The sequence below is a fragment of the Paenibacillus sp. 102 genome, assembly GCF_039549175.1.
Classification (GTDB): Bacteria; Bacillota; Bacilli; order Bacillales; family Bacillaceae_G; genus Bacillus_A.
The window spans coordinates 1-21,043 of sequence record NZ_JBCGHT010000013.1 but is presented as its reverse complement, the minus strand read 5'-3'; the positions used below and the strand labels follow the sequence as shown (position 1 = coordinate 21,043).

The window sequence follows — 21,043 nt, the reverse complement described above, 5'->3', positions numbered from 1 at the left end:
ATTTTTAATGAATGATTTTACTTCCTTTTGCATTCTCAACAAATTTTTCACTCGACTTGTTAATTGGTGTTTTCAGTAATAATGCCATAATAAGCATGATTACGACGAAGACACTTAATACAAGAAGGTCCCTCAGGACAATATCCCAAAGCATTCCACCCACTGTTTCACGAATTGCACTGATTGCATACGTAAACGGTAAGAACGGATAAATTGCTTGGAAGAATGTTGGTGTCATTTGAATTGGGAATGTTCCGCCTGATCCAGCTACTTGCAGTACAAGTAAAATGATTGCCATCGATTTCCCTACGTTCCCAAAAATAGAAACGAGTGAGTATACAATACAAACAAAGACTGCACCGATAAATAAACTGAATACAACAAACCAGAACTTATTAACCACGTACGTACCAAGTAAGAATATATCTCCCATTGATACAATAAACGCCTGCATAAGACCTATTGTTAAGAACGTTAAGAAACGTCCAAAGTAAATCTCATGGCTCTTATAATTCGCGCCTGGCTCATGTACTTCTACTGTTAATAATGAAACCATTAACAATGCCCCTACCCATAACGCAAGCACTGTATAGAATGGTGACATCGCAGAACCATAGTTCGGCATCGCAAATAATTTATTTTCTTTTAAATTCACTGGATTTGCAAAATAGTCACTTTGCTTTTCAACATCGTTTTTCAATAAACGTATGATATCTTTTATATCCTCTTCCGATTCAAACTTACGAATTTTATCTGCTAATTCTTTAATCTTTTTCTCAGTAGCTGGCATTTCAGCTTTAATATCTTCCACTTTCTTTTTACCTTCTACTAAGCCTTTAGATGAATCTTCTAGCAGTTTTTTTACATCTGGAAGCTTTTTATCTGCATCGTTTAAAATTTTAGATGTATTTTTTGACATCTCTTTTGTACGAGCTATTGCTGCGTTAAAGTTCGGAACGATTTCTGAATCGTATCTTGCTAAGAAGTCTCCTAATTGTGCTGAACCATTTTTCGATGCCTCATTAATGCTTTCAATTACATCTTTTGTAGGCTGTTGCCCATTGTTAAGAAGTGTAATTCCTTTATTCGTTGCATCGACACCTTTTTGAAGAGCATCTTTTGCCTTATTTAATTTTGCAATCCCATTATCAAGGTTTTTATCACTATTTACATCAGCTAAAACCTTATTCGTACTCTCAAGAACAGGAATCATATCATCAATCATGCTAATACCTGCTTGGAATTGGCCATTTAAGCTATTTAAAGCTACTTTTGTAGAATCAAGTCCATTAACACCTTTATTTTGAAGGTCTTCTTTTGCTTTTTGAAGATCAGATTTAGCATTCTCAATACTATCTCTTGCTTTATTATATTCAGCCTTTGTTTTTTCATATGTTTCATTTATTGTATTAGTTGTTTGATCTTTAAACTGACCTGCTTCATCTTTAATTTGTTCAGCAGTACTAACCGCTTTTTGATAATCCGCTACAAATGTTTCGTTATAGTCTTTTTCAGCTTTATCAATTAAAGCATTTGTTGCATTTAATTTTTGACTAATCGCATCTCTCACATCTTGTTTTACTTCTTGACCTGTACTAATTAGATCATTAAGATGTTTAAATCGATTGTTCAAGTCTTGTTGACTATCTCTAATAGCAGTTAAATGATCTTTTCTTGCCTTAAAGAAATCTTTCCCGAATTGATGTGGTGCTTTTTGTTCCAAACTAGCCATCATATCAATCAAAGAAGATAAATTATCAATATGCGTTTGAAGATTATTAGAAACAGTTGTGATATTTTTCTTTGCTATTTCTGGATCAATGCTTCCATTTTGTAATCCGTCCATAACACTTTGTGCATATGCAGTTCCTGTACGTGCTGAGTTCAACACATTGTTCACAGTTTGATTAATAGTGCTCGCAATATTTTTATACCCCTCAGTATTCAACTTTGGAATTTCTGGAAGTTGTGGCATTGCCGGGAACTCTGGAAGTTTAGGCAACTGAGAAAAATCAGGAAGATTTAGGTCAACTCCTGGATTCATTAAAAAATCAGTAAAAGCCGCTGCTTTATCCATAGAATCTTTCGCCACAGTTAAATCTCTTCGTATCGCCCCTGGAGCATCTTGTAGTCTTTGATCATTGTTTGCAAAGAATTTATCTAAATTCTGCAACGCTTCCTGACTATCATTAATTACACTTTCTACAACCGGTAAATTATCTTGAGCCGTTTTCACAAGATCTTGCGCTCTAGCAGCATCATCTAGCGCTGTATCCACAAGTGTATACATTTCTGGGAACTGTGCTTCTAGCTTGAATACAAGATCTTTTACTTTTTCAATACTTGGTAAGTTTGTTTCTAAATCGATTCCAAGGTCATTGAAAACTTGAAAAATCTCACCGTTGGCTGTTTTAACGAAATTTTTACTGATTTCTTCGGTTATACCAGATGCACCTTTTGCTGTAATTTTCGGTGCAATGGCATTGACCTTTTCATTCACAAAATAATCTAGTTCTGGTTTTTGTGGATTATCGCTAATTACTGTTGCAATTTTTTCTGAGAAATCTTTTGGAATGGTAATACTTGCATAGTAGTCTCCACGTTCTACTCCGTAAATGGCTTGCTTTTCATCAACAAATTTCCAGCCAAGATTCTTATTCTTCTTTAGAGAATCTACAATTTCATTCCCGATGTTAATATCTTTTCCTCGTAAGTTTGATCCAACATCTTCATTTGAAACTGCAATCGGAACTTCTTTTGTGTTTCCATATGGATCCCAGGAAGCTTTAATGTTAAACCATGCATATAACGATGGTAAAATCATTAATCCTAATACAATTACAATCGCAGCCCAATGTTTGGCTACATTCCGTAAGTCCGTCTTATAAATACGCCATATTTGTTTCATATAAGCTATCACCTAATTATATATTTTTCCTTCTTTAGAAAATGATACATGCATTTTGCAATTATATCATTTTCTACATCGTGGATTAAACGAAAATGTACTATTTTTCCAATCAAAACACTTCACTTCCTTCATTATATAACGAAGTCGATAAAGTATTCATACAAAATGACCAAATCGGTTTTACATTCAGTAATAACAAATATATAGGAAATGTCATAAAAAATACAAGTATTTTATCTTGGAAATACTTGTATTCGTAGAAAAAAATCCTCACAGCGCTTACATGGCTATGAGGATTCCTTCTATATTATATATCCAATTGAACTTCTACTCCGAAATGATCTGAAACAACATTACGATTTATACCATTGAAAATAACTTTTGAAGAAATAACTGTTGTTGGTTTGTTACTTAAAATAAGATCAATTCGTAAGTTCTGCTTATTTTCATCCCAACCAGCAATTTTTCCTTGTACAGTTGTTCCCTCATCTTTTTTCAAAGCTAGTTTGTATGTGTCATAAAGCCCTTTTTGCATGAGATAATCGTATCCTTCGCCTTGTAAACGAGCATTATTATTAAAATCGCCCATTAGAAAAGAGAGCTCATTTTCATTCACATGCTCCGTTAAGCAATCCACTTGTCCTTGAAACGATTCTTCTTCATCATTCCACCAACCAAGATGACAAGAATAAAATGTTATATTCCTATCTCTATAGGATATTGTTCCACTAACAATTTTACGAGCTTTCCAATAAGAGATATCTTTACTTTCTGATACAAAGAAAGAATCTTGTTTCACAATAGGATGCTTCGTTATGATAGCTGATCCTTCTTCATATATGTCATAACCAATATGCGAGAAATCCCAAACAATATTGTAATTCTCTAAGCCCAACTCCTTAAGCTCTGCAAGTAATACAAGGCCAAAGTTATCCTTTTTCTTGTTACCGCATACATTTGGAGCTTTTATAGACTGACTAACCTCTTGCAAGGCAATAACATCGTAATCTTCTTCTTGAATTGTTTTAGCGAGATGTCTTATTTTCTCTATTTGATTCTCTTCCTGCCAAGAATGACAGTTTAAAGTGAGTAATTTCATTTATTATGCACCTAACATATCTTGAATGTCTGATTTCAACACATCAGCTTTCGGACCATATACTGCTTGCACACCTTTGTCTTTTACAATAAGTCCTAAAGCTCCATTTTGCTTCCATTGCGCCTCTGGTGCAACGTCTTCTAGATTTTTCACTGTTACACGCAGGCGTGTCATACATGCATCTACATCAGCAATATTATCTTTTCCACCTAACAAATCAATAACCTTTGATGCTAATGTGCCTTCTTTTATATTCGCTGTTCCTTCTGAAGATTCATCTTCGTTATCAATATAGTTACCTGCACGTCCTGGCGTTGGTAAATTGAACTTTTTAATTAAGAAATTAAATAGTGTAAAGTTTAAACCAAAGAATACTGCTGATACAACAACAAAGTTAATTAAGTCTCTTGTTAATCCTGCATTAACCATCATTGGTGTACGCGTAATTAGCTCGATAAAGCCAAATGCATGAACGCGTAAGTTAATCAAGTCTGCTAGTGCAAAAGCAAGTCCAGTTGTAATTGCATATACAATATATAATACCGGCGCAATGAACATGAACATAAATTCAATTGGTTCCGTTACCCCTGTTAAAAATACTGCTAATGCAGCTGATAAGAACATTGGTTTATATTTTGTACGTTTTTCTTTGTCCACATTACGATACATTGCAAAAGCAATACCAATTAATGCTGCTGTAGAACCAATAACTTGTCCTGCTTTGAAACGTGCTGGTACAACATTATTTAATAAATCGTTATACGCTTTTGTGTCACCGTTTGCTAACAAGTTATTTAAATCTGTAATCCATGCAAGCCATAGTGGATCTTGTCCTGCAACAATCTGACCAACTTTCGATCCAGTCAACATCGTATATGTTCCGCCAAGCTCTGTATAGTTCATCGGAATCGTTAACATATGATGTAATCCAAATGGTAATAACAAACGCTCTAATGTCCCATATACGAACGGTGCAACAACTGGTGCACTATCTTTAGATTCCGCAATCCAACGACCAAATTCATTTAATCCACTTTGGATGAATGGCCATAAAAGTGATAAAACAATAGCAGTAATTGTAGACCAAACAATTACAACAAATGGTACAAATCGTTTTCCATTAAAGAATGCCAATGCTTGTGGTAATTTATTATAGTTATAATACTTATTGTATAAGGTAGCTCCTAAGAACCCTGTAATAATCCCTACGAATACTCCCATGTTTAATGCTGGTGCACCAAGTACAGAAGTGAAATAATCTTTTACAAGTAAATCTCCTGCTAATAATGAAGAAACTTTCGCTTTTGAATCCGCTAACATTTCAGCGTTTACACCAAATATAGCTCCTGTAATTCGGTTCGTTAAGACGAATGCTAACAGCGCTGCGAATGCACCACCTGCTCGGTCCTTCGCCCAAGATCCCCCGATTGCTACCGCAAATAAAATATGCAAGTTTGTAATAATTGCCCAACCAATGTCTTCCATTACTCTAGCGATCGTATGTACTGCATTTACATCCCCAGCAGACATACCAATTAGCTTCCCTATCGAAATCATTAAGCCCGCTGCTGGCATAACTGCTACAACAACTAGCAATGCTTTCCCGAACTTTTGCCAAAAATCAAAAGACGTAATTTTCATCTGTTTCTTCCTCCCCTTTATTTATAAAATCCCTAATGATATAGATAATAATTTCTTTTCATTTGTGAAAACGATACCTTTTTAACGCAAACGTTTTCATAAACCTATTTTAATAAAAGCGTTTTCACATTGCAATATAAATTTATTATTTTTCATAAAAAAAGATGCTTCGAGAGCATCTTTTTTTATTAAGAAATACGATAAACCCTTGTTTCATAAGGTTTAAGAGCAATTGTATTAATTGTTTCATGTTCTACTACTTCATAATTATTTAAAAGCAAACGTTTGCGTTCTAATGCGAATGAACTCTCATTATATACAGCTTGCTTGCTCGAGATATTGCTAATAACAATCACTTTTTCATCATTCAATGTACGCGTATACGCATAAATTTGCGGATCATTCTCTAAAATTAAATCATATGTCCCATAATTAAATACATCATGCTCTTTTTTTAGTGCAATCATCTTTTTGTAGAAATTAAAAATAGAGTCAGCTTCTGCGCACTGCTTTTGAACATTGATTTCTTTGTAATTTGGATTCATACCAAACCACGGTGTACCAGTTGTAAAACCAGCGTTGTCTTCATCGTTCCATTGCATTGGTGTACGTGAGTTATCACGGCAAGATGCCCATATAATTTCCATCATCTCTTGATGTGATACACCCTCTGCGATCTTTTCACGGTACAAGTTCTTAACTGCAACGTCATCATAATCTTCAATATTCGGGAACTGAACGTTTGTCATACCAATTTCTTGACCTTGATAAATGAATGGTGTTCCATGCATAAAGAAATACATTGCGCCTAAAGCAGTTGCACTTTCGCGCCAATACTGTTTGTCATCTCCCCACGTAGAGACAATACGTGGTTTATCATGATTCTCAATATAAAGCGCATTCCACCCTTTATTCTCTAATCCTTTTTGCCATTTCGTTAACACCTTTTTCAGTTCAACAACATCAAGTTCTTTCTTCTTTTCTGCATCCCATAAACTTAAATGTTCAAACTGAAATACCATATTAAATTTACCGTTTTCTTCTCCAACCCAAAGATCAGCATCTTCAATTTTGACACCATTTGCTTCCCCAACAGTCATAATATCGTATTTTGAAAATGTATTCTCCTTCAGCTCCTCTAAAAGTGGCTGAATTCCATTTACATTCATATGTTTATCAAAAGAAGGTACATACTTTAACCCTTTTGGATTTGGCATGTCTTTTAGGCCTTCTTCTTTTTTGATATGACTAATTGCATCTACACGGAAACCATCAATTCCTTTATCTAACCACCAGTTTACAGTGTCATATAAAGCTTCACGGACCTCTGCATTCTCCCAGTTTAAATCTGGTTGTTTACGTGAGAATATGTGTAAGAAGTATTGACCTGTTGCTTCATCATATTCCCAAGCAGAACCATTAAAAATACTTTCCCAATTATTTGGCTCTTCTCCATCTTTTCCATCACGCCAAATGTACCAATCACGTTTTGGATTATCTTTCGAAGAACGTGATTCAATAAACCACGGATGCTCATCGCTCGTATGATTAATAACTAAATCAATAATGAGTTTCATACCACGTTTATGCACTTCGTCTAGTAATTCATCGAAATCAGCCATCGTTCCAAACTCATCCATAATGTCTTGATAATCACTAATATCATATCCATTATCATCATTTGGTGATTTATACATTGGACAAATCCAAATTACATCTATTCCTAAATCCTTTAAATAGTCGAGTTTTGCAATGATACCTTGTAGATCTCCAATACCGTCACCGTTAGAATCCATAAAGCTGCGTGGATAAATTTGATAAGCAACCGCTTCTTTCCACCAAGTTTTCTTCATAATAATCTCTCCTTTTGCATCCTTTTTAAAATTTATGCAAACGTTTTCGTAACACTATCATAACAAAATATGGAGAGTTTGCAACGAGAATTTTTCATACTATCATTAAATATCTACATTTTACTTAGAAACAATACCCTTGTTTTATTGTTATTAACTACATTTCAAGAACAAAAAACAAAATCGTCAAAGCCATTATATGCAAGGTATTCCACAGAATCACGTACTCTTTTTGTTAACCAATTACTTACAGTTAGTTGGATATACGCCCTAATAAAAAATACAGCCAAAAATAATATTACATTTCATAGCACCTCTTTAATTGTGCTAAAACACAAAAAGAGAAGAGCTACTCGCCCTCCTCTTTTCACATTACATCACTATATTCCTCTATAACCTTAGTTTTTTGCAGGCTTTTTTCTAAAGAATACAAACGCTGCTGCAGCCATTAATAGAAGACCTACTACAGTGAATAGAACTGTGCCCATACCACCTGTTGCAGGAAGTACCCAGCCACTCTTGTTGTTTTTTACCTCTAATTTCACTATTTTGTTCTCTTCATTAATTGTTACATTGATTGGTTCTCTTAATTTTTGATAAGATTTCACTTCCGTACCATCTTGATAAGTAGGTGCTTTCGTTTCAACGATTTGATACTCACCGTATGGAATTTGGTCCCATGTAATCACACCATCTTTATTTGATACACCTGTCATTTCTTTACCATTTACTACTACAATGTTTCCATTTTTATCTTGTAGTTTAAATTCTGCGCCTTCTAGTTTTTTACCATCAGCACCATCAACTTTTGTTAATGCAATGTTACCAGTTGTTGGGACAACAATTACTGGTTTAGATTCCTTTTTACCACTTACATCATTGTTGTTTGTAAAATCAATTGTTGCTGTATTTGGAATTTCTGTTCCAGCTACTACACCTTCTTTAATTTGTGATTTGATTTGTAAATGCAGCTCTTTTTTACCATTTAATTTTGAGAAATCTTTTACAGTAGCTGTTACTTTTTGTCCTTCTACAACTACTTCTACCACACTTGAATCCACTTCTACACCATCAATTTTCACAACTGGCTTACCTTGAATCACTAATCGATTATCTAAAGTATCTGTTACAACGTAATTCTTATAATCTTTAATATCCTCTGGGATTAACGTTTTAATATCATAGTTGTAATCTCTTAGTGGATTAATCGGTAAAAATTCCAGATCATTATTAATCTTTTTGTCAATCGTTGGTTCTTCATAGTTTTTCACTGTTACTGGCACTACTACACCAGATTTAATTGTACCATCTGCATTAATTGTACCTGATTCTTTAATTGAAAACGCATGTTTTGTTGGATCTAAAACATATCCATCTAGCGCTTTTGTTTCTTTAAAGTAGTAGTTACCATATGGTAAGTTTTCTACACGAATGGCACCATCATTACCAGTAGTTAAACCTTCTCCATCTTTAACTACTGTTTCATCTTCATGATATAAAGTAAATTCTACACCTTTTAATACTTTATCTTTCACACCCGTTTTGATTAATTCTACTGCACCACGTTTTGTTTCATTCTTTGGATATATATGAACATCATAGTTTAAAGCTTTACCCTCTTTATTTGTCATCGGAATATCAACTGTATACGTGTTTTTATTTAAATTAACATGAGCTGGACCAGCAATTTCTTTTACTTCATAACGACCTAAAGGAAGATCTGTAAATGCAGCTTGTCCATCTTTACCTGTTGTTTTTGTAATCGCTTTTGCATCTGTAACATCTTTTACAGCTTCTTTTACAATCTCGCCATCTTTTGTAATCTTTTCAAAAGATTTAATTTGTTTAATTTCAAAAGTTACACCTTCTAGTCCCTTAGCATCTCCTGGAATTGTTTGACCCGCTTCACCAGTTCCTTCACCTGTTGCTGCGCCTTTTTCTTGTTCGTACTTATGAATTGTTAAAGAGCCTTTCTCTGGAGCTGCTGCATTTACAAACATGCTCGGTAACGTTGAAAACGTTAATACAAAAACTAAAAGCATACTAAAAATCTTTTTCATATTTATTATCTCCTTCTCTATCTCTATTAATTTTTAACTCTATTAGTTACTGCTTCTTTTACGGAAAAATAAAAATACCGTGATTATCATAAGTATCGTACCGATAAGATAGAAAATAGTGGTCCCTATTCCACCAGTGTCCGGAATTACCCATTCACTCTTCGTATTTTCTATCGTTATTTTTTGTACTGATGATCCGACCTCTACTTCAATTGGTCTCTTAAAAGCATATAGCCACCTGGAGCTTGTATTTCTTTAATCGTGTACTTTCCAAATACTAATTGATCAGAAATTGCCTTACCATTTTCATCTGTCGTTAATTTCCCAACTTCTTTACCATCTTTATCTAAAATTTGGAATACAGCATTTCCAAGTTTCAATTTGTGGTCTTTCGCATCCACTTTCTCGATTTCAATGAATCCCTTATCTAGCAATTCATTTTTCACTTCTATTGATAATATTTCTTTCATACCCTTTTTAATTTCAAAAGGTATTGGATCCTCTAACTTTTTATAACCTGGTAAAGCTTTTTCCTCTATCAGTTTATATTGACCTACAGATAACTCAGGAATTATTGCTTTTCCTTTTGCATCTGTTGTTACTTCCCTTACAGTCTGACCATTTTCATCTTCGACCTTAAATACTACACCTTTTAATGGTGCATTACTGCCTTTGTCTACTTTTGTAATTTCAACAGATCCTGTATCTTTCATTTCATTTTCAACAGTTATCTCTACCGGCGTTTTTGTGTCTTTCGTTATTTCAAAATCGTATGATTTACCGTCTAGTTTATAACCTTCTGGAGCTGTGACTTCCACTAACTTATATTCACCGATTGGTAAATCAGTTGCTCTAGCTTTTCCATCGTTTCCTGATGTGATTGTTTGAATGACCTGATTATCTTTATCCCGAACTTCGAAAACAGCCCCTTCTAACAGAGAACCGCTATCTTTATCGATTTTCGTAATTTCTAGTTCTCCAGCATCAACTGTATCTTCAACTAGTCCGGCATCGATTGTCATATTATGTTCATCTTCACCAAGTTTGATAGTTTCTGAATATCCATCTTTATCAACGTTAGAGTCGCTTTTTTCATCATTTCCAGCATTCTTTTGCGTCCACTTATATCCATCTGCCATTTTAAATCTAACTTGATATTCACCTGGATCTAAATTTACGAATTTGTAGTAACCCGGATTTCCTTTTTTGTCATTACCAGTTCTCGTCATACTAACGACTTTTCCATCTTTATCCAGCAATTCTACGACTATACCGTTCATACCAGTGTTTCCGTCATTTTGGATTCCGTCTTTGTTTTTATCTAGCCAAACGTAATCTCCTAATGAACTCTTTTTCGAAGCTTTTAACTGTACACCAACTCGGTTTGGCTCTGCTGGTTGAATCCACTTACCTGTTACATCATTTATTGCACTATATCCAAATGAATTCCATGCAATTCCAGCGGAAGCATCCATATCAACTGGCGCACGCATTGTCCATTCTAATATTGCTTCTTCTCCAGGATATACAAGTTTATCCTTAGCAAATTCAAACTTAACTGCAGTTACTTTTGTTAAATCTGATGGTGGCTCTAAAGACCAGTTAGGGTCGTTGGCGCCCTTTGGATTCACGAAAACGTCATTATCTTGTATCAAATCATCACGTTTCGGATTTGACGCAGTCGTATAATAAATTTTAATAAAGTCGCCTTCAGTAAGTTGAATTGGTGAAGTTAAATATGGAGTCCATTTACTACCACGTTCTTGAACATGATTCTTTGTTTGTAAAACTGACTGATCACCCTCTACCGGGAATATATCAATTAAGATACCATTTCTTACCGCTACAGTTCCGCCATTTTCAATCTTCAAGCGATATTTTACTTCTCCACCAGATACTGTCGTCGCCACTTCTGGTGAACCCTTCCAACTATCGTCTAATTCACCTTTTACATATTTAACTGATTTTAAAGATTGCTCTTCTTCAATTTCTATAGCATCTTCACTTTCAATGATTGGATCGGTAACATCACCATCTCCATCCAGATCATTTTCATCTTTTAATGTTTTTTGCTGCCACTCATTCGCAGATTTAATCTTTGATACATTAGACATCAGACCTGCCTTATTATAATACTTACCTGCCATTGCAAAGTTATTTACCTTCACTTTAAATTTCACAGTTATAGTATCACCTGATGACATATCCAACTCAGGAAGGTCCATCTTAAGAGAGTTCTTCCCTTTTCTTTATAGTTTGCTATTGTTTCTACCTTTACTTTTGCAGCATCATATGACTTCTTATCCCAACCACCTTTGGCAAGTGTATACTGCTCAGAACCAGGAACATACTCCAAACCTTTTGGTAGCCAATCTACAATGATCGGTTGTTTGAAAGGAGCAGACTGCCAATCTGCGTTACCAGTTAATTCAAATTCAACTATATCACCCTTGATATACTTTTCTCCTGGCTTTGTTAATGCTTTTTTCTTAAATGTAACTTTTGATTCTGGATTTTCTTTTACTGTCACTTGTGCGGTAGCATCTTTTTGATACTGCTTTCCATCAATATCATATGAAATATGTGCTGTATTTTTTAAAATGCCTTCTTTAAAATTGGGATCGTCTACTTTAAAGTACAACCAAACCCCATGACTTATAGTAAAATTCGCAGGTACTTTACCAAATTCATATCGAATTCCGGTTACTTTGTCTCCTTCAGAAAGTGCTAAAGAAGAAACATCTAACCATTCTCCTGTATTACCGCGAATCACTTTCCATTCTTTCCATTCTGGATTGTTTTTTGTTTTATATAAAAGCTTATATTCACTTACACCTAAGAATACACCAGTGTGCATTCTCGTAAAACGTAGTTGTTCATCAAAGCGATCATCTTGAAGAACAAAATTATCTATTTCCTTAGAATACTGATTTTTAATGTTATACAGTGTAAAAGCAATTTCTTCATTTTTACTGTACTCAGGCTTTTGAGCAGCTTTTACTAAATTTGAAAAAGCTTGATCTGGTGGAATAACAGGAGGTTTTGTTTCTTTATTTGAAACTGTAACATATGCATGTGTTTGTTTTGTCAATTCCTCTTCACCTTTTGGCTTCAGCTTCGCTTCAGCCCTATTTGGAATTGATTTACTTTGATTTTCACCAAAATTTTCTTCCGGAAACTTCACCTTAACTTTAACAGTCTTTTCACCTTCTACATTTTTCAAATCCCATGTTACAGTATGTGAATTTGCATCGTATTTCCCGTTATCACTTGCTGAAATAAATTGTGCTTCCGGCGGTAACAGATCTTTGAATGAAAGAGAATCTAGCGTCGTTGGACCACTAACGTGCTTAGCTCGAATTGTATATTCGACTTCTTCTCCCGGCTTAATCGTCCACTTATTAGGGGTCTTCCCTATATTCCATTCTGGTTTCTTAGGTGGTTCTGGCGGAACTTCTTTCACCTTCGCAACAACTGTTACGTTATTGGATGTTTTACTTCCTTGATCAGATATAAAATCTACTACAGCTGTAGCTTTCGTTCCATTTTTCGTTCCCTTTGGAAACTTCACTGTATTTGCTACTTCTTCTTTCATAAACAATACACCTTGATCAGCTGTTAATGCTGGTAATCACTCCTAAACAAGCTTTCTCATACAATAGCAATAAAGTGAAACTTTAATCAGCGGGGGCTTCACCCACCACTGATTATTAGCCCTCACGAATCAGGCTTTTACGGGCAGCCCTACCCCCGCCTAATTTCTTTTACTGAAGCTTGAGGTGTGGGTCTGTGGGTCTTACTGCTCGTTAATGCCGGATAAAATGTTCTATATAAGAAAGGAGCCCTATTTTGAGTCAAACAAAACTAACCGGTCGTATCGTAACTCCAACAGACCCAGAATACGATATAGCCCGAATAAACTTAAATTTAAGTATTCCAAAGCTTCCTTGCATAATTGTCTTCTGTCAAAATAAGAAAGATGTATGCAATGCCTTAAAGTGGGCTAGAGAACGTCATATACCATTTCGTGTACGGAGTGGTCGCCATAGTTATGAAAACTTTTCACTATTAAACGATGGTCTTGTTATCGATGTAAGTGAAATGAACAGAATTACAGTCTCTCAAGATCGCTTAACCGCAACCATTGAAGCTGGTGCAAATCTTGGGACTGTTTATAAAAAACTTTGGAAATACGGCGTAACACTCCCAGCTGGAACAAGTGCCAGCGTAGGAGTTGTCGGGTTAACACTTGGTGGCGGTATTGGTATGCTATCACGCCTATTCGGATTAACCTGCGATCAACTATTAGAGGTAGAGATGGTGCAAGCATCTGGTAAAAAAGGAGCGAGACTCATTCGTGCCAGCAAAATTAAGAACCCAGATCTATTTTGGGCATGCCATGGTGGGGGTGGTGGAAACTTTGGAATTGTTACATCATTAACATTTCGTGTTCATCCCATTCAAAATGTCTCTATTTTTTCGGTCACTTGGGAATGGGATGACTTTATTAGCGCATTTCAGGCTTGGCAAAGCTGGGCGCCTTATGTAGATGAGCACCTTACTTCATCTATTGAGTTATTTTCTAAACAGCGAAATGAAATTGAAGTAAAAGGCGAATTTGTTGGTCCCCCTTCTGTTCTTCTTGACTTATTATCTCCTCTACTCCATGTAGGATCCCCTACCCTTTTTATTGATGAAGTTCCTTATATAGAAGCTGTTCAATTCTTTAATAGTGGTAATATCCCTGAAAATTTCAAACGCTCTGGTTCCTATGTATATAAACCAATTCCTCTTAAAGGAATTCAAGTTCTAAAACATTTTCTTAGTCATGCTCCCAATCCTTCAGCTAGTGTTTGGCACCAATCACTTGTAGGAGCTGTAGAAGATATCTCTCCAAATGAAACAGCTTATTTTCACCGAAAAGCAATTATTGCCCAAGAATATATTTCATCTTGGGAATGTGATGAAGAGGAAGAAGAAAATATACAATGGATTAAAAATTTACGAAACGCTATGTCGCCATATACATTAGGCGACTATGTCAATTGGCCTGATATTGATATTAAGGACTGGCAGCGCACTTACTACGGAACAAACTTTTCCAAATTACGGGCAGTAAAAACAAAATACGATCCATTCAATGTTTTTAATTTTCCGCAAAGCATTCCACCTTTTAAATGTATAAAATAAGTCACTCAATTATCTTGAAATGTCTTAATTTAAATTAGGAAGAATTGCACTCCATTCTTCCTTACATAAAATTAATTGGATTGCTTCACTATCAAAAATCTACGACCTTGAATCCCTTTTTAACTAGGAAGCCTACCTTACCAATCATAAAAATCGTGAAAATACCTCTCACGTAATCTATACTAAAACGATGTTTTTCGCAAAAAATAAAGGGTTTTGGCACTTTATGACTAATAACAAAAATAAGGGGCAACATTTGTAAAATACAAAAGTGACTGGGGGATTGGTATGATTCAAGTTCAAAATTTAGTAAAATCGTTTGGTTCATTAGACGTTTTAAAAGGTATCAATTTAGAAGTAAAAGAAAAAGAAGTTGTTGTTTTAATTGGTGCCAGCGGTTCAGGAAAAAGCACTTTACTTCGTTGCCTTAACTTTTTAGAAATGTACGATGAAGGTGAAATTCACTTACAAGGGGAACGAATTGATCCTAAAAGTACAAACTTAAACAAAATCCGCGAAAATGTTGGAATGGTATTTCAACACTTTAACCTCTTTCCACATATGACCTCATTAGAAAACATCGTAGAAGCACCTATTCATGTGAAAAAACTGGACAAAACAAAAGCGAACGAAATTGGAAATGACCTATTAAAAAAGGTTGGATTACAAGACAAAGCAAACGTAACACCTCACCTTTTATCTGGTGGACAAAAGCAACGTGTTGCAATCGCACGCGCACTTGCGATGAATCCAAAAATCATGCTATTTGACGAACCTACATCAGCTCTTGATCCTGAACTTGTTGGAGAAGTACTCCAAGTTATGAAGGAGCTAGCTGGGGAAGGAATGACAATGGTCATCGTCACCCATGAAATGAGTTTTGCACGAGATGTAGCAGATCGCGTCATTTTTATGGATGATGGACAAATTGTAGAGGATGCGCCACCAGAACAGTTTTTTTCAGCGCCGTCAAATGAGAGAGCAAAACAGTTTTTACGAAATATTCTATAAAAATATTTTAATCTCATACGGCAACTTATCTCCCAATAGAAAAACTCTCATAGTACTTTGAAACGTGGCATGATTGTCCGTATGTAAAAGATAAATATCTAGGAGGGGTTTTGTGAGAAAGAAAATATTTACTGTTGTTGCAGCTATTACACTATGTACATCATTCCTACTTGGAGCCTGTAGTAAGGAAACTTCAACAAGTGAAGGGAAAGAGTTTCGTTATGCAATGAGTGGCTTGTATAAGCCTTTTAATTTCAAGGAAAATGACGGAAAACTAGTCGGTTTTGATGTCGAAATCGGTGAAGCACTCGCAAAAAAAATGGGAATGAAGCCTGTTCCAGTTACGAATCCTTGGGAAACATTAATTCAAGGTCTAAAGGCAAAAAAATATGACGTCATATTAGGAAGTATGGCAATTACAGAAGAACGACTAAAAGCTGTTAACTTTTCAAACCCATATTACCGTTCTGGTGCTCAAATTTTCGTTGCCAAGAAGAATAATAGTGTTTCTTCCGCAGAAGACTTAAAAGGAAAAAAAGTTGGTGTTGTAAAAGCAAGTACCTTTAAAACACTAGTTGCAAAACAAACAGATCAAATCACAGAATATGACAGTGATATTACTGCTCTTATGGATTTAGAACCAGGCCGTGTAGATGCAGTTATTACTGATCAAATGGTTGGTCTTCGTATGATTAAAGAAGGTAAGTCGAATATAAAAGAAGCTGGCAAACCATTGAACCTTGATGAAATGGGAATTGCAATTCGCAAAGATGATAAAGAAATGGTGAAGAAGGTAAACAAGGCATTGGATGAAATCATTAAAGATGGCACATATGAAAAAATCAGTAAAAAATGGTTTGGACGCAACATTCTTGGAGAAGAAGAGAAGACAAAATAAGACGGTTTACTTTTTTGCAAATCAAAATAGACCTACTCTTCCAAAGAAAGAACTATTTTTAATCCATAAGCGATGCCCCACCTTAGCCGTGGGGCATTTACATCTATTTCTTAAAAATAAACTCTATATTGAGGTGACCCTAATGTTTGAAATTTTCATATCTACATATCCAACATTTCTAAAAGCTATTGTCATGACTTTGCAATTAACATTGACTTCATTACTACTTGGTTCATTAATCGGACTTCTATTCGCCTTTTTTCGTATTTCCAATAATAAAATCTTAAATAGTATTGCACATATATATATTGCTGTTATCCGCGGCACACCATTAATCGTTCAAATCATGATTCTTTATTTTGGCATTACGTCTATTGTCGTTCTATCTCCTTTTTGGGCTGGGGCAATTGCTTTAGCAATTCATAACGGTGCATATATTACAGAAATTTTCCGTGGCTCCATTCAATCTGTCGATCGCGGCCAATTAGAAGCAGCTCGTTCTTTAGGAATGTCCTATCCACTCGCTATGCGCCGTATCATTTTACCGCAAGCATTTCGATTATCAATCCCGCCGCTCGGAAACCAATTTGTCATTGGATTAAAAGATTCTTCCCTTGTCGCATATGTAGGAATGTCTGAACTGTGGGGATCCGGTTTATCTATAGCCGCTGGAAACTTTAAACAACTTGAAACATACATTGTTGTTAGTGCCTACTATCTTGCACTCGTACTTTTATTTACCTATCTTGTAAACCTCTTAGAGAAAAGACTTCAGCGTAAACAAAGTAATTCTTTACAAGTAAATAAAGAGAAAGAAAAGGCGATTTCTCTTTAAAAAAGCAAAAGCAAGCTACTTTTTGGTAGCTTGCTTTTTATCGTTAAAGGTTTCTAAATGATTCATCAAAAATCATGGATTCACTTTTTTGATTGTTTCTTGCTCCTCTATATGCTCCTCACGATATGAGATATCCTCAGGGTCTAATCCATTTCCTAAAGAACCATAGAAATGCTCACGATGAGGATCAACTAACTCACTGCCTTGATAATACACACGAGGTGTGTTCCAAAGCGCTGCCAAAGCTTTTGTCATTGGCATTTCATGATAACGCTCCGGCCACATTTCTTTAATCTTCTCTTTTACTAACGGATAATATTTTGAACTCATAGCAGGGAACAAATGGTGTTCTGTATGATATGAGAAATTAAAATGCAAAACGTCAACCCAGCGCGGCACTGTTACAGATAAACAGTTTGCTAATGGATCGTTCACAGGAACGATTGGGTTTAAGCGGTGATTTGTTGCGATATATGCCATTACAATAAAGTTTGCAATTAGTAATGGAATCACATAAGCAAACAGCCACTTTGCAGGTCCCAGAATAAATAGCAAGCTAATCCAAACCGTCCACGGCAAAAGAAGTTGAAGCCATACAGATTTTTGATTTGATGACTTAAATTCTTTTATAAAATGAAAGAACATGCGAGTTGAATGTATTGTAAATTGAATTGTTAGTGACAGAAAACTAAAGAAAGAGCGTACATGAAGCGGCATACGATACACCCATCTTAAAAACTTACTCTTCTTCATCTTTTCAAGTGTCGGCCATGCATCCGGATCATGTTCTTCATGTTGCGTATGAACATGGTGCGTTGCATTATGCCACTTTCTCCACAATTTTGGTCCTGTAGACAACGGCATAAATGCAATCGCTCCCAAGAAATCACGAAGCCAAGCTTTTCTTACAACCGTACCGTGTAAAATTTCATGTCCTAAAAATCCAAGTGAAGCAAAACATAATCCGAGAACAATTGCAATCCCGAGATTTGCCCACACATTCAAGTCGAATAAACCAATCGTTATTAATCCAGCTACCGCCACAAGTAAATAAGCCAGTCCACCAAACAAACGAGTTGGAACTGGTTTAAATGCTTTTTTTGGCAAATGCGGCGATACACGTGCTGCATACCATCCAAACGTATGAAGCTCCTTCATCCTTTTGCCCCTTTCTTATGCCGCGCTTACGCAACTTGCATAAATCAATTCTTGTTTCCAGATTGATAAAACTAGGTACTTCCAAAAAGCATTTATAATAAGTAAATCATACTCACTCTATTGTCACTCATTTTCGCTTTTATTATCAATGAAAAACATTTCTCTTTTTACTCTTTATCAACCTTTCCACATGATGAATCATATCAATAGACTTTCCGTATTGTCAACAACTTTTATGACCTAGTAATAAAATGTGGTTATATTTTCATAATAATATTTTATTTCGCCAAAGGAAAAACATAGATTTAACAAGACTTTATCCCTTATATATATAAATGGTTTCACATATAAGAAAATCAGTTTCATTCAAGAATAGCTTATATATGAATAGAAATAATTCTTTATAGCATTGACTGTCATTTTAAATAACCTTATGACAAAATACGCATTTTAATTATATTGAAATAATTTTTACGCATTGTAAAATATTTATAACTTCCTTCTGTTCGCTTTACAGTATTTCCTTCTCCAAAATAAAAAATAATCTACATGAATTTCATATAAATTGGAAAAATTAAGTAGTAAATTGTTTTAAAACAGGAGGAACATACGATGACAAACGATTCATTTCCCCAATTTCCAGAACCATACTGGCGTGATTCTACTTCACTCCCTATTTTCCCTAAACTATCCGAAAATATAAGAACAGAAGTTGCGATTATCGGCGCTGGAATCACAGGCATCACAACTGCTTATTTACTTGCAAAAAAGGGTATGAAAGTTGTTTTAATCGATTCCGGAAACATTTTAAATGGAACAACAGGCCATACAACCGCAAAGATTACTGCACAACACGACCTCATTTATGATGAGCTGATTCATCATTTTGGAGCCGACCAAGCTCGTCTATACTATGAGGCAAATGAGAAAGCATTACAATTTATTAAAGAAACAATCCAAACAAATAACATCGACTGTGACTTTACTGAAGAAGATGCCTACTTGTATACAACTTGCAACGACGGATTACACAAATTAACAAAAGAATACGAAGCTTATAAAAAGCTAAATATTCCTTGTGACTACGTAGAATCCATTCCGCTTCCTATCTCAGTTCAAGCAGCACTTGTTATGAAAAAACAAGCACAGTTTCACCCTCTTCATTATTTAAAAAGTCTGGTAGATCAGTTTGTTGAAGCAGGCGGAACAATCTATGAGCAAACGACTGCAATTGATATTGAGAAAGGTTCATATCCACAAGTTATTACAAAAGATGGACATCGTATTACATGTGGATATGTTGTCTCTAGTTCCCATTTCCCTTTCTATGACCCCAGCTTTTTCTTTACAAGAATGTATGCAGAACGTTCCTACGTTTTAGCTATAAAAGCAAAAAAAGATTATCCTGGAGGTATGTATTTAAGCATTGATAATCCTACACGTTCCTTACGTTATACAACAATGAATGGGGAAAAACTCATTCTTGTCGGCGGTGAAAACCATAAAACGGGACAAGGAATCAATACAATGCTTCATTATGAAGCACTATACTCTTTCGCAGAAGAAACATTTGGAATACACGAGATTTCATACAGATGGTCAACACAAGATTTAACTACTTTAGATAAAGTTCCTTACATTGGCCATATTAATGAAAATAATCCAAACATATTTGTTGCAACTGGTTATCGAAAATGGGGTATGACAACAAGCACCGCTGCAGCCCAAATATTAACAGCTGCGATTACAAAAACAAAGAGCCCTTACAAAGATCTCTTTGCTCCATCACGATTCCATTCAGATCCAGATATAAAAACATTCGTTTCCCAAAACCTTGATGTAGCAAAACATTTGATTGAAGGCAAGTTAGAATTTGCTCTCCGTAAACCAGAAGACCTTGAAAACGGTGAAGGTTCCGTTGTAAGAGTAAACGGAAAACGGGCAGGTGCTTATAAAGATGATGAAGGAAAACTACATATTGTCGATACAACCTGTACGCACCTCGGTTGTGAAGTAGAATGGAACAGCGGTGATTGTACGTGGGATTGTCCTTGTCACGGCTCACGCTTTTCAATTGAAGGAAATGTAATTGAGGGGCCGGCAGAGAAACCACTGAAACGGGTTGATGGAGAATAGAATTAGCTAAAATAAATAGAGCACCAATCTTGAACTGCACCCCAATTGTTAGACACAGTCTAACAATTGGGGGTGTAGTTTTTTATGACGAAATACTCTTTAGAAACCAAGTTATCTGCCGTTACCGATTATCTTAACAGTGTAGAATCCTTTAAAGATATAGCTCAAAAGCATTGTGTAGATATGACGATGTTAAAAAAATGGGTAGCTAAGTTTCGGGAACATGGATTGGCAGGTCTTCAAAAGACATA

General features: G+C 35.4%; 13 protein-coding genes and 2 pseudogenes. 6 read left to right on the top strand and 9 right to left on the bottom strand.

Annotated features, from left to right (window positions below; genetic code table 11):
* Positions 1-4: 4 nt before the first annotated feature.
* The 8 genes and pseudogenes from AAIE21_RS21570 to AAIE21_RS21535 form a co-directional block, all read right to left on the bottom strand.
* A complete protein-coding gene (locus AAIE21_RS21570; protein WP_343268665.1) occupies positions 5-2,908 on the bottom strand; it encodes a YhgE/Pip family protein in 2,904 nt (967 codons plus the stop codon).
* A gap of 310 nt (positions 2,909-3,218) precedes the next feature.
* A complete protein-coding gene (locus AAIE21_RS21565) occupies positions 3,219-4,010 on the bottom strand; it encodes an endonuclease/exonuclease/phosphatase family protein (RefSeq protein ID WP_343268664.1) in 792 nt (263 codons plus the stop codon).
* Between the two features lie 3 nt (positions 4,011-4,013).
* Complete coding sequence (locus AAIE21_RS21560) at positions 4,014-5,651, bottom strand: PTS transporter subunit IIBC (protein WP_343268663.1); 1,638 nt, start codon at positions 5,649-5,651, stop codon at positions 4,014-4,016.
* A 188-nt stretch (positions 5,652-5,839) separates the two neighbouring features.
* The gene (locus AAIE21_RS21555) at positions 5,840-7,504 is read right to left on the bottom strand and encodes a glycoside hydrolase family 13 protein (RefSeq protein ID WP_343268662.1); all 1,665 of its coding nucleotides are present in this window, start codon (positions 7,502-7,504) and stop codon (positions 5,840-5,842) included.
* A 398-nt stretch (positions 7,505-7,902) separates the two neighbouring features.
* A complete protein-coding gene (locus AAIE21_RS21550) occupies positions 7,903-9,564 on the bottom strand; it encodes a SpaH/EbpB family LPXTG-anchored major pilin (protein WP_343268661.1) in 1,662 nt (553 codons plus the stop codon).
* A 42-nt stretch (positions 9,565-9,606) separates the two neighbouring features.
* Positions 9,607-10,019 (bottom strand): annotated as a pseudogene (locus AAIE21_RS21545) (SpaA isopeptide-forming pilin-related protein); the annotation flags it as partial.
* Between the two features lie 54 nt (positions 10,020-10,073).
* A pseudogene (locus AAIE21_RS21540) lies at positions 10,074-11,039 on the bottom strand (MSCRAMM family protein); the annotation flags it as partial.
* A 707-nt stretch (positions 11,040-11,746) separates the two neighbouring features.
* The gene (locus AAIE21_RS21535; protein WP_343268660.1) at positions 11,747-13,159 is read right to left on the bottom strand and encodes a hypothetical protein; all 1,413 of its coding nucleotides are present in this window, start codon (positions 13,157-13,159) and stop codon (positions 11,747-11,749) included.
* 254 nt (positions 13,160-13,413) lie between these two features.
* Here AAIE21_RS21535 and AAIE21_RS21530 point away from each other — a divergent pair, with 254 nt between their 5' ends.
* The 4 genes from AAIE21_RS21530 to AAIE21_RS21515 all read left to right on the top strand — a co-directional run bounded on the left by AAIE21_RS21530 (position 13,414) and on the right by AAIE21_RS21515 (position 17,498).
* Positions 13,414-14,754, top strand: a complete 1,341-nt coding sequence (locus tag AAIE21_RS21530) for an FAD-binding oxidoreductase (protein WP_343268659.1) — start codon at positions 13,414-13,416, stop codon at positions 14,752-14,754.
* Between the two features lie 288 nt (positions 14,755-15,042).
* Complete coding sequence (locus tag AAIE21_RS21525; RefSeq protein WP_343268658.1) at positions 15,043-15,765, top strand: amino acid ABC transporter ATP-binding protein; 723 nt, start codon at positions 15,043-15,045, stop codon at positions 15,763-15,765.
* Between the two features lie 112 nt (positions 15,766-15,877).
* On the top strand, positions 15,878-16,663 hold the full coding sequence (locus tag AAIE21_RS21520) for an ABC transporter substrate-binding protein (protein ID WP_343268657.1): 786 nt from the start codon (positions 15,878-15,880) through the stop codon (positions 16,661-16,663).
* A gap of 142 nt (positions 16,664-16,805) precedes the next feature.
* On the top strand, positions 16,806-17,498 hold the full coding sequence (locus AAIE21_RS21515) for an amino acid ABC transporter permease (RefSeq protein ID WP_343268656.1): 693 nt from the start codon (positions 16,806-16,808) through the stop codon (positions 17,496-17,498).
* A gap of 72 nt (positions 17,499-17,570) precedes the next feature.
* Here the strand turns inward: AAIE21_RS21515 and desB are convergent, their stop codons facing one another.
* Positions 17,571-18,656, bottom strand: a complete 1,086-nt coding sequence (gene desB / locus AAIE21_RS21510) for a Delta(10) desaturase DesB (RefSeq protein WP_343268655.1) — start codon at positions 18,654-18,656, stop codon at positions 17,571-17,573.
* A gap of 612 nt (positions 18,657-19,268) precedes the next feature.
* On the opposite strand from desB, the gene AAIE21_RS21505 reads away from it, so the two are divergent.
* Positions 19,269-20,792: an FAD-dependent oxidoreductase gene (locus tag AAIE21_RS21505; protein ID WP_343268654.1), complete on the top strand. Its 1,524-nt coding sequence runs from the start codon at positions 19,269-19,271 to the stop codon at positions 20,790-20,792.
* 84 nt (positions 20,793-20,876) lie between these two features.
* A partial coding sequence (locus AAIE21_RS29645; RefSeq protein WP_481858702.1) for a transposase occupies positions 20,877-21,043 on the top strand: 167 nt, incomplete at its 3' end.